Raw genomic sequence first — 16,787 nt, 5'->3', positions numbered from 1 at the left:
CAACTATCCATCTTGCTTTAACGGCTTATCAAGATTCTCACAAAGCTCTTTTTCCATCTTGTCCTCGAGAAAATAACTCTCATTCCTTAATTTGTATGCCTCCAGTACCATGTCAGCAATTTTTTCACGTATATTTTTGGGCAGCCAAGGAATGGTCATTGTTGCCACTTTTGTGCCATCTAAGCTTGGAATCATCGTGCCATGTGTTAGTCCCAATAGGAGTCTCCTGCCGAATTCTGTATCAAGAAGGGCGTACAAGTAGGCGAGTTCTTTAATATCCTTGTGAGAGATTCTGATTAGATGGTTCCCAACATATACACCATCTAAATAAGGTGTCACTAATAAGGGTCGAGCAATTAATCCATAGCGCTGACCATCTCCTTGAATAAGCATCGTATCGCTTTCTATCTTCAAATTTCTACCTTCGTTCGGTCCAGATTTTATTAACGCCTTTTTTTCTGCCTTTGGGTGTGACTTATAGAGATCAACTCCAGTAAAAAATGGGGCTCCGTTCTTTGCCAGATTGACCTTATAGATTTGGGGTCGCCAAATTTTGAAGCCCTCCTCTACTAAAGTAGATTTAGTTCCACGATATTGCGCAAGTAATTTCTTGGCCTCCCCGACGTAACCAACATAATAGAAAGCATCAAGCTGATCTATCAACTCTACGCTGGGTACATGATCGATACAATATGAGCTAAGACAATAACTAAACGCAGAATCCTCAATTCCGAGTTCCTTATTCGCAATATCTCGTGCGCCTTTTAACAAAGAATTCGCTTTGACGCGTTTTGAATTAATTTGTTCTACCAAATTGTCAAATCTGTTCACTAGATAACTTGGAATATCGGGAATAACTATGTTAAGAACGTCATCCTCGTAGATACTATCTAATACAGAACCCGAGATCTTACTTTTCAACTGTTGTTGTCCATATACACTTGCAAGATATGCGTAAAGGAATCCTCTGTATCTAATATCCTTCGGTACCACCCGGATTGCATGTTCGGAAACAGCAATTCCGTCCATATCCTTTGTTACTATTGCTATATTTCCCACAGTTCCTGATCTCGACACTAAGATCCAACCGGACTTTACAGTATATTCCTCAATATTTGGCGTTGCATTGGGAATGAACTTAAGATCGACAGGCTCATGTTGCATCATGTCAGATGTTGAAAGAAATGGAGTGGAGGAGGAGGATCTCTCGACGTAGGTCCTTTTGAAAAGAATTGGGAAAAAGGCATCGGCAAAGAAAGCAAGGTTCTTGAGTCGTAAACGACACTTGTCTAGCTGGTCGAGCACCGTCAGGTATTCCATGTTGTATGATGACGCTGAGAGCCTCAAAGATTCCTCATATAGGAATTTACTTTCTAAACTTCTTATGATCATGCAGACTTCTCCTTACTAAAGTGCAGTTATAGTCCCGCCGCCATGTTGTGTAACTCTGGGCCTTACATTAATCTTCATCGCTTTATGCTTTAAGAGCTCCAAAGTAGATTCCTTAGCCCATAAATATGCCTCTCCCTTTTGCAAAGTATTCAATTCGGAAGGCTTCAGTGATTCTAAAGCGGTTACACCGCGCTTAATGTGCTTTAGCCAATCCGGCGAAGTCATATTATGCAAGATTACTACTGACGAGAGTTCGATGATCTCTTTTGGAACGGACGGGGGATCTTGTGACGCTATCAGAACTGAGGTGGCTTGATGCCGCATCTCTCTTACCACTGTGGCAATTTGTTGCGCGAATTCTGATTGCAAGTATTTATGGGCCTCATCTAGAACGACTAATTTATTGACATTCTTTCCATCTATTTTGACATTGTTAAATCTACTTAGTAGGACAATCAATATACGCATGGCTTCATCTTTGTCAAGCATTTCATTTCTTAGATCCACTATGACTAAAGTCCCAGGCTTCACGAATTTCTGTAGACTGAATCCTTCGCGTAGAAATTCACCTGCAAATCTCAATCTAGTCCTTGCTAATCTCTTTTGACCTTCATTGAGCTCTTCAGACGCTTCTATTGACGATTCAATTCTGTTCAAAGTGATTCCCCCTAATTCACTTTTGAGATTTTTCAATATCAGTTGAATCGTTTTTATGTACATCCGATCCGATCCCGGCACACCCATCAGAAGCAACCAGTCGTTATAACTAAGCTCGGTTGGATCGAAAAGTATTGGATCGACTATTCTGTTAGGATATTCTTGCCTCCTTTTATCCAACTTGCTCTCGGGGACTACTACCACGATATTCTCTATACGTGTCGGCTGCGCTTCATAATCGTCTCTTAGTTTTTGAATTTCCTTATCATTATCATTTGCCACTGACAAGTTAATGTACTCTGGAACATAGGTTTCGTTCTCACTGTAGTGAAATACAATTGTTGCAAGCGGTTTTTGCAATAGATTTATGTTTTGTATAGGTATCAATGCCATTTCAACTATGGCTCCCATAGAATAGCTCTTGCCACTTCCTTGAACTCCAAATAGGCTTATTGTATTGACTCCATTGAGATCAATGGCCACCTTTTTGTCGAGTAGTTTTCCAATTAGGCCATATTGTGGAGTGTTGAATGAGGCACCGATCATTATGTCATGCCTAGGTTCCTGCTTAGCAATTGTGGTCTTGGAATCGATGATCTCGACATCTCTTTCCGGTTCAGGTGCCTGTGATGGGCCCTGTTTCTTCACTTCTTGTTCTTTCAGTACTGGAGGATACATTATTTCACTTTCCTTTTTTATCTCCGTGTGATCATCTACGTCCGCGTTTTCTTTGCAAGAATGTTCATAATCAATACCGAGATCTCTATTATGAATAGAGCTGTGGCCGACGTTTTCTGCATGATGTCTCAACATTATTTCCGTAGCGCGTGAATCAAGATAGTAAAACGTAATATCTTCGTCGCTATCACTAGATACAGGTTTCGAGTTATTTGTCCCACCAAAGATTAGCACATGCTTAGAAAAGTGAACTGCATATGGACCATCTAACATCTGAGCCGCTTTAAGAATATTTTCGTATTCACTGGGCGAAATTATCCTGTGTCTTAACGCTCGTTCGGCATAAAATGTGATAAGCGTTGTGAGTTCTTTTGTCTGGAGCTTCCTGTCTATCCTATCCGGATTTCTAATTTCGTACAGTCCTCGTAGTGCCAGTTCAGTGTTGCGTATCTGCTCTTTGGCCTTCTGTCTTACATCAACTAGTACTTCCATGGAAGGATCTTCTCGAAACTTTATCTCGATTAGGTCGAAACATAGCTTAGAATTTTGAATATCAAAACCAATAAGCAGGAGGTCAGTTCGGCTTAGAGAAATTTCATCTTCGAGTCTATCAACAACTGCAGATTGACCAGTTTTCAATAGGTCGATATGCGAATCAAGAGGTATCAAGATTTGATTATCTAGAAACCCTGTCTGTTGCATAAAAAGCCGTGCGAGGGCCATACTAATGGCTTCAGTCGCTTTTGTCGGGCTGCTGAGCAATTTAAGAACTAGCCTTCCGGATATTGATTGTAAGATTCTGATGATTTGTTCTTCAATTAAGTTGGTTGCAGCAATTCCAAATTTAATGAGAGATGGCTTTATGATATTGGATAGTTCGGTAATATTTTGGGTTGAAACTATTAGCCTATGGCCTATATCGGCAATGAAGTCAGGGGTATAGTCGATCAGATAGACTTGACAATAAGGGTCGAAGGGATTGTCATAATACTCTATTCCAAAGTTCTTGTCGATTGTAACTACCCAATCTGAAGTAGTGTGGACTCGTTGAATGATCTTCTTTTGTTCCTCATCTAGCTCAAGCTGGATTGTTGGATGTTGGTCGACTGCTTCGTCCTTTTTTGAAATCGAGCATATAATGCCATTGAATAGGGAATACAATTCATAGATTAATGAAGATGTCTTGCATTCTTCCAAGATATCTTTTGTCATATTAGGTCTAATCTGACGAGACCATGTGACTGTCCCGTACATGGTATTGAAGTCTGTAACATATTCATTGATCAACCCATGCAGGAAGGAGGATTGCTTATTCTTTATTGGAGGCCTACTGTTAAGCGTTACCTTGAAGAAATCAAGAAGAAACGTAAGATGAGCATCTAGATCTGAGTTCCCTTTTTCAAGTTCTTGAAGACTATGCTTTGAATAGGTTAAACGCGGAAATAACGGGTTTTTGCTGGCTATGAGCAGCTCATCTAGCTGAAGACTATTAGCAATTTCTCCTTCGGTGGTCATCAAATCATCAAATGCGCTTCCCATCTTGTCTCTTTGTTCAGGGGAAAAGAACTTAAAATCATAATTTATATCAGTTCTTGCTTGAGAAAGCCGCGATAGCGTATCTAGCATTATTTTTCCACTGCCTGGGTGTATCACATTTATCTTTAGAGTTTTAACGTATGGGTGTTGTCGAAGATAGCGCTCTATTTTGAGGGAAATATCGTCAGGTCCAATTACAGTGAAGTATTCCTGCTCCTCCTTAAGATCGAAAAGCTTCTTTATGTCGCTAATCAGGCTACGCATATCCTCAGTGCCTACAGGCACAAACAAGCTCCAAAAGAAACTAATGTTGTCAACATTAGCAAACATTCTTGAATTCTCATCCAAAACGGTTAGGGGAAAATCGATATTGGTTAGTTTACTGATTACATCCCTTATGAGCGATGATTGAATGTTTTCTTTAGGTTGGTTCTTCATTAGGTTTATGCAAGACTTAATGAATAGTTGATACTGCAGAAGCCATAGTAGCTTAAGTGGATGCGTTGGAGCCATTAATTTTGCGATAATCTTTCTCGACATTGACGTACTGGTTTCTGCTCTAAATAGATCAATAGTATCGATACTGGCAATTTGTTTATTGAGTTCAATTAAGTTATTTAATTCGCCAGTGCCTGCGCTTTTAATGGCAGAAGCGATTGACGACAATAACCCCTTATAAGATACCGCATAATCGATTATCTCTTCCTGCAGACTCGTGAGATCCACTAGTTCTATAATCGCAATAGTGTTCTCTCCTTGCTTTTTATTTGCGATTGCGCTGAAGAGTCTCGTGCGATTTTCAAGGAATTTTTCGTATTCTTGTGATTGCCGGCCAATTCCCTCGGGTGAAATTAGACTATGCTTACCAGAATCAATTCGATGTACTCCAGTGATTTCTATAGAATACATCCCAAGTGATTCTGGATCACTCAAGATTTCTAATTCTAACTCTTTGAGCGACGGTATTATTTTCAGTCCAAAGGTGTTATCATTATCGTATTTGATTTTCAATACGGCAAGATTTTGCTTCCTTGTATCTGCCTGCCAAACTAAAACGGGAGATGCTGACAAGTCCTTTTCTCGTCTCTTATAGTCAATGAAAGCTCTAACTTCGGCTTCACTAAGAGTGTATACGAATTGTAGTTTTTGTTCAAGCCCTTCCTTCCCTGATGGAGAATCGGTTTCATCTTGTCCTTTTTCAACAAGGAATGGTTCACTTATATCATACCCAATTACAGAACCGTGAATATTCAAAGCAGAAAGTAGAATTGTATATATCCCCTCTTCTGCTGCTTCCAATCCCGCGCCAAACATTCTCGAAAAGTCGATAGTTAGAGACCTTTTTGATGATGAACATTTCCTCGAAGCCAAAACCGTATCGTTGTATAGAATATCTATTGAAAATTTGCTAAGGAGTTCCGAATCAGGGGGCGATACTTTCCATTTCAGCTTCAATCTCTTCTGTTGTCCCAAATTCATTATTGGAGGAGAATTGATATCTGGTCGGAGTAAATCATCCAATGGATAAAGAGCGATGTCCAATCCTGTTCCAGGAAGTGTTTCCGCTCTAAATTCCCATTTATCAAAAGTCAGCTTCTTTCTAATGTCTGGATCGTCAAGAATGGCCTTTAGCCAAGAATCCTTATCATGAATCTTTAACCGTTCTTTCAAGAACAAGTATAGGTCTTTGCTTACTTGTCCATGAATCAATCCTACTCGATCATCCATCTCCAGATCCTTTATCTTCCGTACTAAACTTGAACCTTGTTCTGACAAGATTTCTACTGCTCTTGCATTCTTGTTAATCTTTACAGATGTTGCGACTGTCTGACTAGCTAGCTTCAGATCCGGAAACAGTCCCAAATAAAAAAGGAATGCACCAATCGCTTCCTCATCAAAACCATTTTGTATTAATGCGATCAAGTATCGCAGTACCCTTTCTGATCCAGCTGTACTCTTTACCGTAGGATGATCAATGATCTCTAACAGCTTTCCTTTGTATTCGGGCTTGATTTCATCAACCAAATTCTCAATTGCCTTATGATAGATGTCTTTTATTGAAAATATCTCAAACGTGCTTTGACCAAAGGAATCTTCTGCAGCAGTTCTAAGATCTGGAGGAATAAATGCTACTAGAATACCCAAATTTGGATCATTTCTTTTTTCAATTAGCTTGGTGGGAGTTATCTCGTATTCCTCATTTGCTTGCCTTGCTAATACATAGGACTCCAACTGAAGTTTACTTGAGTTTTGTAAAGTACGTAGATTCTTACACAAGTCAATCATTAGGCTAGTCGGAAAATCTATGACTTGGATACAGTGTCCTGCACTTTTTCTAGATAGCTCCATTTCTAACTCTCTACTAGCTATTTTTGATAATTCCTGCTCGACCAAGTTTTGAGTTACCTCAACATAGCTGCTATGTTGCTTCATGGGTCTAAACCTCGATTCTAAATCGTGGATGAATAATTTGTGTCCTATAAGAGTCCGACAAGGCGGTAAAGAAGCCAAGCTCTCGAAGTCTACTCTTTAAAGTTTCAACATTGATTCTGAAAGCCTCGAGATCCTGCATTGATGGAGATTTGTTCTGGGGCAATGAATTTACATAAATGCCATATCGATTCTTCAGAAAGTCTACAAAGTCATCTATTAAGATTGGAGCAGTATAGAATTTGTTTGTATTAGGATCTATCCGAATTACTGCTAATTGTACAAGGATTTCTAATAGGTTGCTACCTATGTAGAAACGTCTCTTATTTGCTATTCCTCTTCCCTGACGTATGAGTCCCGACTCGGAATTTTTTAACAGCAATGTATCGATCATTTCTATGTGTTTGGCCCTGAGCCTTGCCAGCCTCACACTAAGTAGAATTTCGATGTATGTTTCAAAGTTATTTAACCCTAGGCCCTGTATCCTGGTTATGGTATCGTCCAATTCTTCTTCTCTATCGAGTTCAACGAGATCTTGAATTAGCGAAAGAAAAAATGCATCAAGTTCTGTTCTATCCATATCCCTTAGACTATACAGACCTAGAAGTTCATTTGGTTTCGTTGTGATCTTGCTTCGTCGAAGAAGATAATCTGCGAATTCATCCAATTTTTTTAAGATCAAGTAATTCTTCAGGTAACCGTTGATTTCCTCGAAGGTTTCAACTACACTCATTTTCGCTAAATCTGCCATATGTGTCCGGTAATCCTCCCCTAGATCGGCAATAATTGCAATATTGTTATACCTCGTGCATTCAAATAACTTGCCTTTTGATGCCTCAATTTGGCATTCTGATCGACACATGTAGGAGTTCTTAAGCATGTCCTCAAGCTCGTAGAAGCTTCTAATGGTGTGAAGACCAAGATGAAGACTCATTACTATCTTAATGTACTCTATTAACACCCTGCGGGGAACGCTTTGTTGATAGGCTAGTAATCGAATGATATCATCTGCCAAAATTCTGGCTTGGCCAATACAGAAAGGAGGATAATAATCCCGCTGTAATTTCGTATTAGGATAATCCTTGGTCGTTTCAGATAGTACTCTCAATACAATATCTGTTTCAAGGTCTTTAGTCGTATTGGAATTCATCATATCACTAGATTCGTCGACTCCTACGTAAAGAAATCTACGAAGCCACTCGATAATGTCCGGCGAAGCGGAATTCAACATTGTGTATAGTTGCCTTGCCGCCTCCAAACCACCGTAGGCTTTTGCTTTCTTAGGATCGCTAAGCTTGTAGGAGTTAATGTGTAGTGGCACCATTGAAACGAGACTTGTTTTCGAAGGGTCATCTCTGAAAACGACATCTAGAAAATCACTTGATATCCACTTTTCAACTACTTCTTTGTAAGATTTGAAATTTTCAAATAATTTTGGATTCTCAAGAATCGAAGAAATAATATCGTTAATCGTAATCTTTTTCCTTTGGGTATCAATGGGCAGAAGTCCCCTAAATTTGGTGAGCATTATGAAGTTTGTAAATATTCTATCTATGTAGAGAGATTGAGCGTTAAGATATGTCACCTGAGGAAAAGCAAATTCTGTGTGTTTCTTTGTAAGCCTCATACTAGTCTGTCACACCATCTTATCCATTACCAATCTATCGTCCACTCTCTTAACCTCATAGAAATCTCGATCGTTATCAGTAATTATTAGACGGTTAGATGAAATGCTGCCAAGCTGCTTCTTAAACATCAAAAGATCTAAAAACGATCCCTTCATCTCGTTTGGAGTAGGAGAATATCCACTAGCAATTTTATAGAGCATCTCGAAGAGATCGAGATTTATCCTCAATGCGAACTTAGATTTTTTCTCCATAAAGATTATCGCGTTTGGCACAAACTCAACGAATGGATGAAAAGACTTGTGATCTTTGATACAAGTAAAATCATACGCTTCATGAACATAGAAACTCTTGACTTCAGATTTAGCCCGCTTGTTAATCTTGATGCAAACGTATTTTTTCGCTAGTTCTTGGTTGTAGATACCTTCACTTGTAGAAATTGCGAATATTATATCTCTGCGAATCGAGTCAAGGTCCTTTCTTCCAAGCATTATTGAGACAAATTCATCTAGTTTCTTGTATGGCAGCATGTCAGTAGCACTTGTGGTCTCGTAACTAGAATTAGTCTCAAAAAAGATTTTTCTTCGTATACTCCTATGGCAAATATTCTGTGCATCCCTTTCTTTATCTTGTTGAAAAGGATCATATGACTTCATATTTCGTAACTTTGTCAGTTTTTCAATATCATATGCCTTCTTCAAGGGCAGCACTAGTTCGGGCATGAAATTAATCACACCATCCAATTTTGGATTAGATACTCGAGACACATCAATTTCTGACAGAAGAGCTAATAGCCTGTCATTAAGCTGAGGATCGTCATTGAATTGCGAGCCGAACGCAGCATTGTAATAAAATCTAGATAGGATCTCTTCTTCATTTGTTTGTAGCTCGTGAATCTCTTGACAATTTGAAATATTAAACAGGATAAATGATATCGCAGATCTAAGGTCTCTAACTGTTATGTGAAGGTGTCCACGCATGTGAGTAGTGAGAAAGAGCCTCTTCAACGAGGACCTAATGTACTTTCCCTTCTCTGAGTCACGCAAGGTATCAATATTGTATTTGATATAACATCTCTGCTTGATATCACAAGATTCGCATGGTGTCCACATAACTTCATCAATAAATGCATCGAGTAGTTTATCAAGAATAGAATCATTGAACCGTGAGTTGTCAAGATCATTTACTATGGCTCGTGCGTTCAAGTTAATAATACAAACATCGCGATTTACAGGATATATTTCAAAGACGAAATAATCCTGTATCAGCTTGAAAAGCCAATCGAATTCTTGTCTATAGGTTTGAAGAAAGTCCAGTAGTCTTCCTTGATTGATTGCAATGACTTTTGTGAGTTTGGTATTAAACGTCGGTATGTAATTTCCACGGAACTCGGAGAAAAATGCTTTAAGGACTTCGTCGCTTTGAAGTGCCCCCTCGTCTTGGGAACCATCGTAATTAGTCTGAACTTCTAAACCATTAAGAATGAATCGTGCGCCATTCGATCTGGCCTCAAAAGAAGAACAACGAGACCGTACCTCTTCCTCTAGCCTTTGAATGAATGCGGTTTTGCCGTCGCCGGCATTTCCGGTTATTATTGCGAGTCTGAGCCTCCCTTGCAAGATAAGCGGCTTCAACTCTTCATCAAGTTTAGTATCTACATAAGTCATCTTTCCAAAGTCATCGAGCCCTCTTGTCCCTTTATTCGAGGATTTGCTCTGGCTGTAAAGAGTGAGAAGGTGATTAACATATGGGTTTTCATTTGGCTTCTTAACGACTATTCTTTCGCGAAAGTCATCCAATGATATTACCTCTAGTAGAAGCCTCTTTTTTTACTTATCTATGATACGTGCAGGTTGCTTGTTTCGACGAGAGTGACGACGTATCTTAATACCTTCAGCTCTAAATCTAATTATTACGCATTTTTGATAAGAAATTTGTGTATTCTTCAGCAATTTTCGGGAGGTCATCATCTATTACCTTTTCTTCTACAAATTGGCCGAATTCATTTTTTTTCTTTATGATAATTTCATTGCCGTTTTCGTCCCTCTTAAAGAGGATATTTCCTCGTCTATCTTTGCCAACCTTTTCAGCAATGGCCATGAAAACCTTGTACTCATTCCTCCGACCAGAAGCTTCTTCAAGCATCATTTCCTCTTGCGATTTTCTACGCAAGAAAAGCACACTCGTTTGAGTGCCTACATGTGGCAGGAATGTTTCGACAGGTAGGCTAACGCTTGCCAGTACTTGGCAGTGTCTTAGGATCCAATGCCGTATATATTCATCACCGGGGTTTCCCAATATCCCATTCGGAATTACTATTGCCATCTTTCCTATGCCAGGTTTTAAGAATTGGATGCACCTCTCAATGAATAGTACTTCTGGTGGGAGAGATCTTTGTAAACCTCCTGTCATTATCCACCTTCCTTCTATTTTGGTCCATTTGTGAGCAAGATCGAACTGCTGTAGTATCATTTCGTCATCAACCGGTAATTTCGCGCCAAATGGGGGATTTGTAAATATGTAATCAAACTTGTTCAGTGATATGTTGACTTGCATAGCCTTGTCCCACATAGCGGGATTCTCTAATGAGTTGGCACGAAATAGTCCTCCTTGACCATCATTATTTAGTACCATATTCATCTTGCTTGCTCGAACTAGGCTCGGATTGATATCAATGCCAAACACACAATTTATTGCATTTTTCTTGATCAAGGGCTGTAGTCTATTTGGTTCAGATGCAGTCTCAGTTCTAATCTTATCCATAAAGTTTTTCAATGCGATTATCAAGAAGCCACCTGTACCACAAGAAGGATCTAAAACTAGCTTTCCAGGCTCAGGATCAAGCATGGACACTGCCATTCTAACAACATTACGTGGCGTAAAGAATTCGCCACGATCTCCACGGAGATTAGAGCCGACTATTTCTTCATAAGCCGCACCCTTTACATCGATAGAAGAGTTTAGTAGGTCGTAATTATACATCTGGCTAACTACAAAATTAAGAACTCTTGGCTCGAGTTCAATCCGTTCGTTTGTACCAAATATATCGCTATAAGTCTTCTTTACATCGTTAAAGAGTCTATCAATACGGTTTTTAACTATGAGACTCTGATTTATTGATCTCTCTTTGTTGGTGATTCGAAATTCGGACGTACCATTTCTTTCATTATGGATCTTACAGAAGATTAGTTTTAGAAATTCCCAAAAAGCATCCTGTTTTTGAAGCCCTTGATTTGATGCAATGTAATCGTGACAACGTCTGAAGGTATAGAGGAGATTATATCCGACCGCAGTCTTTAGTTTGACATTGGTCTCTTTCTCCATATCCTCAAGCGACTGGCCCTTAATAGGAAAGTCGATGATATCATCAAATTCGACCTCAAACCTCTTTTCCACTTTGGAAAGTACTACACGCTCCTTGCTGTTTGTCCAGAGCCCAAATTTCGCGGAGGTTGCAGCCATGATATCCTTCAGTCTCTCTACTCCACTATTGTTATCCTTCGAAGAAATTTCGGGGTTGATTACTAATACAAGAATATGCACATTCTCAGGCTTCTTAGGCACCATGCCTCCTATTTCATTGTAGACGCAAATTGATGCCTTCTTGTTACCTGTCTTTGTTTTAATAGGAACATCTATTGCAATTTGCTTAGTATCGTATCCGTATTCGTAGAAAATGCTCTTCTCGATGTTTTGTCTAATTATTTCCTCAGCAGTGGCTTTCTTCAGCGCCCCGGTAATGAAATCCTTGACCTTGCCCTCGGGAATAACTTCCCTTTCGGTAGAAAGCATTTACCACTGAATTCGTAGGGAAGCATAAAAACGATTCTTATTATATTGTAAAATTTCCCTTCGAATAAACCTGGCAGGTCATGCAAATTCAATGGATTTATCAACAATATAGAAGTAAAGCAACGCTTGACAATGAGTACGAAATTGCTGATTTCTGCCTATATCGCATAGCCGGAGAGGCTCTTTGACCTTTCTTTGACAAACCCCTACTCTGACATTCATGGCATATTCTTCGTGACCACTATTTCTTGCCCTCCAAGCAAATACTTCGAAAAGCCTGCGGATTGCTAGCATTCCAAACAGTATCTCTCCGTTAGATCAACCAAGCCTTGGTAAGACATAATAGAGACTTTATTGCCGTAAATTGGTCTTTCCTATTTGCATGCGGAAAATGTATCCTCAAGACCTTCGAAGCGAGTGTTTCCCACCGTTAATGATCCTACTAACAAATGTCTTTTTGTCTGCTGCTGAACGAAGTTTATTCTTACTTGATGTGTTCCCTCTCCTTTATCCTCCTGAAGCCTAACCCGGTGTAACTTTTGTAGCCCTTGACGAATTGGTTCAACCTCCACCCGGGCCAATGGCAGAGGTAGACGCTGAACTACTGGTGGAACACGCAGCATCCCAGGGTCTTCAGAACTATCAGTATGGACAAGAGCGTCACAGGCAGATTCGAGCTCTGGCTGAAAAGGCCGGTTTGAATCATGCGTTCCTTGAGGAGCTTGACAGAAACTACAACTTCATCTACTGGATGACAAGGAAAGTTAGGGTCGGTACGATAAACTCCATTAGCGGAATGTGCTACGATATTGCCTTGAAGAATTATGATCGAATGTGCAAATGGGTGGAAGAGAGAGCACAGGGATAATAAGCGGTGGCAAATAGTAATAGTAGTATATACGCAAACATCAAGACAATGCCATGATTTGCTGCCAGCCCTTACTGTCCATCTCCTTGTTCCTCGGACCGTAAATAGTGATGTTGTGCGTGTGGAATTTCCTTTTAGCGTCGGCGGCCTCTTGGTAGTTGTCAAAGTGCCCCAGCAGTGTAAGTGCGTCATCCCCATCCGGTATTGACCATGGGTCAATTCGTACAAGGTTGTATCCACTCTTTGGAGTCAAAGCGTCCATCTGTTCGTACAATCTCTCGACGAGCTTCTTCTCTTTCTTCTTACCTGCGTTGCTGTTATCCTGTTCCTCCCAATCTCTCATGTCGTCTTTCTTCCACACACGCGTCCATCCGCATATACCATATCTAAAAGCAGTTAAAGTATATGGCAATAAACTCCGTTTTGTACCGAAGAGATGGAAAGTAAGGTCAAGACCAGGATACTCTTGTGGGGCTCGGCGTCGGCCACTGATTTGAGCTATGACACTTATTTCTTGAGATGAGGCTTCAAGTTGGAGAGCCGTCCGTCTCTCCTCCCCTCCTCTCTTGTGCTTCTCCGCTTGGCTGTGTTTCTCTCGCTCTGTCTCTCTGTCTGGCTATGTGAAAGGGTCCTTGAGGCATAAGTTACATCCTCGCCTTTGAGTGCTACTATCTCTCTTTGTATGTATTAGTCTCTTTTATTTCGCCTTTGGCGGGTCAGAGAGGTCGATACGTCTTCTATAATCTGCCAGGAGCTTGTTTAGTCTGTCAACGCCTTTTTGCAGGTCAGTATCTTTGAATTTGTCTTGCTGCAAACCATGCTTGATTGCATTAAAGTATACTAGCTTTTTATTTACCTGTTTTGTACGCTTCATATCTTTGTCATCGACGTATCCCGATGGCAAGTCGGCAATGTTGGCCCATACATCGCAGAACTTGACAATGCACGCTTCTGCAGATGCTACGTTTAGCTGTCTGACGTATTCCATCTCTCTCCTCTCTCTCTTCAGGCGGCCTGTTGTCCTTTGTTACTTCAGAGACAATTCTGGCCGTATCGACGCCGAATTTCTCTGCAATATCATCAAAGCCCACTAACCGAAGCTAAATCAGATGATCTCTTGCTCGAATTGCTTCACTGTTCTCAATAGGAATACGTGAGGGCTGCTCTTAACTCCGCAGGATGGATGGAATAAACCATAACGATGTATTAATTATGGCTTATGCTTGCTTTATCTGCCATATTTTTTAATGCATCTTCTTGAAAAAGATGTCCCAATTTTCTACAGTACTCTTGCCGTTCCATGCCAGATAGACATTGTCTCCATTAGAGATTATTATTGGGTTGAGAGCCAAAGTACCGGTGCCGTTACTTACGTTTATAGGCGGAGAAAATATCATTGCAGATCCTTCTTCCTTAGTTCCTCCTGTTGTATTTGCTGTTGAACTAGTAAAGTTTGATTCTGAAAAGAAAATAGCAGATCCAAGTGGCGTTTTCTGTGTCCATGCTAGATGAACGCCGTTCGGAGTTACGGCAAGTTGTGCATTGGGAACGGCTTCAGTATTATTGGTCAAAGCGAGGGATGGAGATGGGTAAGCTCCGCTCCTTGTGCTATTACTTCCTGCAAAGTACACATTCTGCCCTTGAAGGGTTCCATCAGTCCAGACTACTTGGACCCTGCTATCACTATTATTTGTAGTATTATCATTCATACTGAAGTTGCGGACAGCCATGCTTTGACCTGGACCGATCACAGCAGATATCTTTGTCGTGGCAATTGTAACAGGATTGCTAAATGTAGTGCCATTATCCTGACTTGATGCAAACACTAGTGTATTTTTTGCAATGCCGCTTCTATCTCTTCCAGACTGTTGCCATGTAAAGTAGAGATTGCTTCCGGAGGCCACCAATTCCGGCATATCATCTTTAGTCGACAGACTGTTGCTGACGTTTATCGTCTCTGATTCCGATGTAGTGCCATTATCTGAAATACGCTTGAGAAGTATCTCGGAAAGACCGTATGAATCATCAGCCCAAGCTACATATACATTGGATCCAGATAATGCAATTCTCGGAGATAAAGACTCTCCGGTGTTGTTACTTATGTTGAGCGGTACTGTGGATCCACTGGGACCGATTTTTGAATAAAATATATCGGAGGGTGTAGATGAGGCAATGTCGACGTTGTCTCTCGGAAATTCTGGCGTAGTGACAAAGGCTGGCAGCAATTTGTATGCATTCCAAGCAACGTATGCAAAGTCTCCTGAGGCAATAATTCGCGCATTATATGCAACTGTAGGGATGCAGTTCGTAGACTCGGGGATGCCAAAACAGCTTGAAGTGATACTAAACGGACCTTCAAATGATTTTCCGCCATCAGTGCTTCTTACATACATAATTGCCTCATCAAGATTCATGCCAGTCTGTGCATAAGTAAATTCTGTCCATACTACAAAGACATTGTTTCCCGTCACGGCTATTTGTGGAGCAGTTGATAAACCGAAGACGCTACCATTGTACCGCAGAGGAAAACTTAGGTCTTGGGGCTTGTGAAAGCTAACTCCTTTGTCTTCACTTTTCGCAAGCATAATGTCAATACTGCCTAAGCTCGTGCTATTGTCTGACCATACGACATAGACATTGCTGTCTGAGGCCGCCATGTATCCTCTGTTGTTTAAGGTCAAAAGTGACTCAAATGCCGAGCCTCCCGTGTTATTGCTGAGGTTTATAGCATCATGTCCGCTATCATTGGTTTTGTTACTTTGATCAAGAGTCCCATTTTCTTGCCCGATTGCCGGAATGGTTTGCTCAGGTACCTGCGTTTGATTATCACCGTTTTGCGCCTCGACTAGGATAGCTGCTGGCATCAATACGATTGTCATTAGGACTATAGTTAGGATTGGCGCACCTAGCGAGTGTGTCTTCACTTCTCCTTTGAATATATCGTATATTACTCTCCTCCTCGACATCTATATTGCACCTCCCATTTTGGGTGGCTCTAACTGGCCCATTGAATCAAACGTCTCATCGGGGTTTGTAGATTGAAAATAGCTCAGTGCCTGCTGCACAGTGTGAACCTCTATCACCTTCATGTTATATCGATCTTTCATTATATCTGAAATTGATTTATACTCTAACACGCAGACTCTAGTAACATCATTTTGCTCCTTTGAATCTCCTTGTGTCAGACATGCACCTTGTGGGTAGTAAGCTTGACCCGGCGGCACAAGCATTATCTTTGCACCAGATTTTCCTGCGGTCACGGCCTTTTCAAGAACACCTCCAACTCTTCCAATAGTTCCATCTGGGTTTATTGCACCTGTCATAATTGTATAATTGTTAATTCTCTTTCCCTCAAGCTCGGAAGTTAAGAGAACTGTCATGGCTCCTCCTGCACTTGTACCATCCAAATTGCCCAGCTGCCTGCTAGCGTTTAATGAAAGTGCTGTGAAGACAACGTCTTTAGATGAGAGGTCCTGATGAGTTACAGATTCAGCAACATGGACTGCCGTCCTGGTGGAATTCTGCCACATCCCTCCTGAATTAATATTTGTGTTTATGAGAACTCTTCCGCTACCTTCAGAAACATCTATTGTCATATTGACAATTTCACCAAGACCCGGATAAACATATGACGTTAGATCGTCGCTTGATACTGCTAGGACAGGAATGGATTGACTGACTATGGGCGCTCCAGCGGCGTTTGATGCCAGCGGTACTAATAGGACAATTATGAAAATGATAACAAGACCACTATAGACACGTAAAGTCGATTTGTCTTTTTTTACAAGATAACGACACAAGGCAAACCT

General features: G+C 40.6%; 10 protein-coding genes. 1 reads left to right on the top strand and 9 read right to left on the bottom strand.

Features of this window, described 5'->3' with window-relative positions:
• Positions 1-3 precede the first annotated feature (3 nt).
• The 5 genes from ACYOR7_RS10160 to ACYOR7_RS10140 form a co-directional block, all read right to left on the bottom strand.
• Positions 4-1,392 (bottom strand): restriction endonuclease subunit S, encoded by a 1,389-nt coding sequence (locus tag ACYOR7_RS10160; RefSeq protein WP_479913833.1) that lies wholly within the window; start codon positions 1,390-1,392, stop codon positions 4-6.
• Positions 1,393-1,407: 15 nt separating this feature from the next.
• Positions 1,408-6,657: an ATP-binding protein gene (locus ACYOR7_RS10155; RefSeq protein WP_479913832.1), complete on the bottom strand. Its 5,250-nt coding sequence runs from the start codon at positions 6,655-6,657 to the stop codon at positions 1,408-1,410.
• 43 nt (positions 6,658-6,700) lie between these two features.
• A complete protein-coding gene (gene mads7, locus ACYOR7_RS10150) occupies positions 6,701-8,320 on the bottom strand; it encodes a methylation-associated defense system protein MAD7 (protein WP_479913831.1) in 1,620 nt (539 codons plus the stop codon).
• A 9-nt stretch (positions 8,321-8,329) separates the two neighbouring features.
• Positions 8,330-10,117, bottom strand: coding sequence for a hypothetical protein (locus ACYOR7_RS10145; protein ID WP_479913830.1), 1,788 nt, complete (start codon positions 10,115-10,117; stop codon positions 8,330-8,332).
• Positions 10,118-10,223: 106 nt separating this feature from the next.
• Positions 10,224-12,110 (bottom strand): type I restriction-modification system subunit M, encoded by a 1,887-nt coding sequence (locus ACYOR7_RS10140; protein ID WP_479913829.1) that lies wholly within the window; start codon positions 12,108-12,110, stop codon positions 10,224-10,226.
• Between the two features lie 580 nt (positions 12,111-12,690).
• Here ACYOR7_RS10140 and ACYOR7_RS10135 point away from each other — a divergent pair.
• Positions 12,691-12,978, top strand: a complete 288-nt coding sequence (locus ACYOR7_RS10135) for a hypothetical protein (RefSeq protein ID WP_479913828.1) — start codon at positions 12,691-12,693, stop codon at positions 12,976-12,978.
• Between the two features lie 40 nt (positions 12,979-13,018).
• Here ACYOR7_RS10135 and ACYOR7_RS10130 read toward each other — a convergent pair whose 3' ends face one another.
• The 4 genes from ACYOR7_RS10130 to ACYOR7_RS10115 form a co-directional block, all read right to left on the bottom strand.
• Positions 13,019-13,339, bottom strand: coding sequence for a hypothetical protein (locus ACYOR7_RS10130; protein WP_479913827.1), 321 nt, complete (start codon positions 13,337-13,339; stop codon positions 13,019-13,021).
• A 336-nt stretch (positions 13,340-13,675) separates the two neighbouring features.
• Positions 13,676-13,966, bottom strand: coding sequence for a hypothetical protein (locus ACYOR7_RS10125; RefSeq protein ID WP_479913826.1), 291 nt, complete (start codon positions 13,964-13,966; stop codon positions 13,676-13,678).
• Positions 13,967-14,222: 256 nt separating this feature from the next.
• Positions 14,223-15,944 (bottom strand): sialidase family protein, encoded by a 1,722-nt coding sequence (locus ACYOR7_RS10120; RefSeq protein ID WP_479913825.1) that lies wholly within the window; start codon positions 15,942-15,944, stop codon positions 14,223-14,225.
• The gene (locus ACYOR7_RS10115) at positions 15,945-16,778 is read right to left on the bottom strand and encodes a S16 family serine protease (RefSeq protein WP_479913824.1); all 834 of its coding nucleotides are present in this window, start codon (positions 16,776-16,778) and stop codon (positions 15,945-15,947) included. It lies immediately after the preceding gene.
• Positions 16,779-16,787: the final 9 nt, after the last annotated feature.

Source organism: Candidatus Nitrososphaera sp. 86-2 (genome assembly GCF_056726185.1).
The sequence above is the reverse complement of the archived record's forward strand: the minus strand, read 5'-3'. Positions and strand labels throughout refer to the sequence as shown.

Excerpts from the sequence above, each read along its gene's own strand:
- ACYOR7_RS10160 (WP_479913833.1), bottom strand. The coding sequence starts at position 1,392 with ATGATCATAAGAAGTTTAGAAAGTAAATTCCTATATGAGGAATCTTTG.
- ACYOR7_RS10140 (WP_479913829.1), bottom strand. The coding sequence starts at position 12,110 with ATGCTTTCTACCGAAAGGGAAGTTATTCCCGAGGGCAAGGTCAAGGAT.
- ACYOR7_RS10120 (WP_479913825.1), bottom strand. The coding sequence starts at position 15,944 with ATGTCGAGGAGGAGAGTAATATACGATATATTCAAAGGAGAAGTGAAG.
- mads7 (WP_479913831.1), bottom strand. The coding sequence starts at position 8,320 with ATGAGGCTTACAAAGAAACACACAGAATTTGCTTTTCCTCAGGTGACA.
- ACYOR7_RS10125 (WP_479913826.1), bottom strand. The coding sequence starts at position 13,966 with ATGGAATACGTCAGACAGCTAAACGTAGCATCTGCAGAAGCGTGCATT.
- ACYOR7_RS10135 (WP_479913828.1), top strand. The coding sequence starts at position 12,691 with ATGGCAGAGGTAGACGCTGAACTACTGGTGGAACACGCAGCATCCCAG.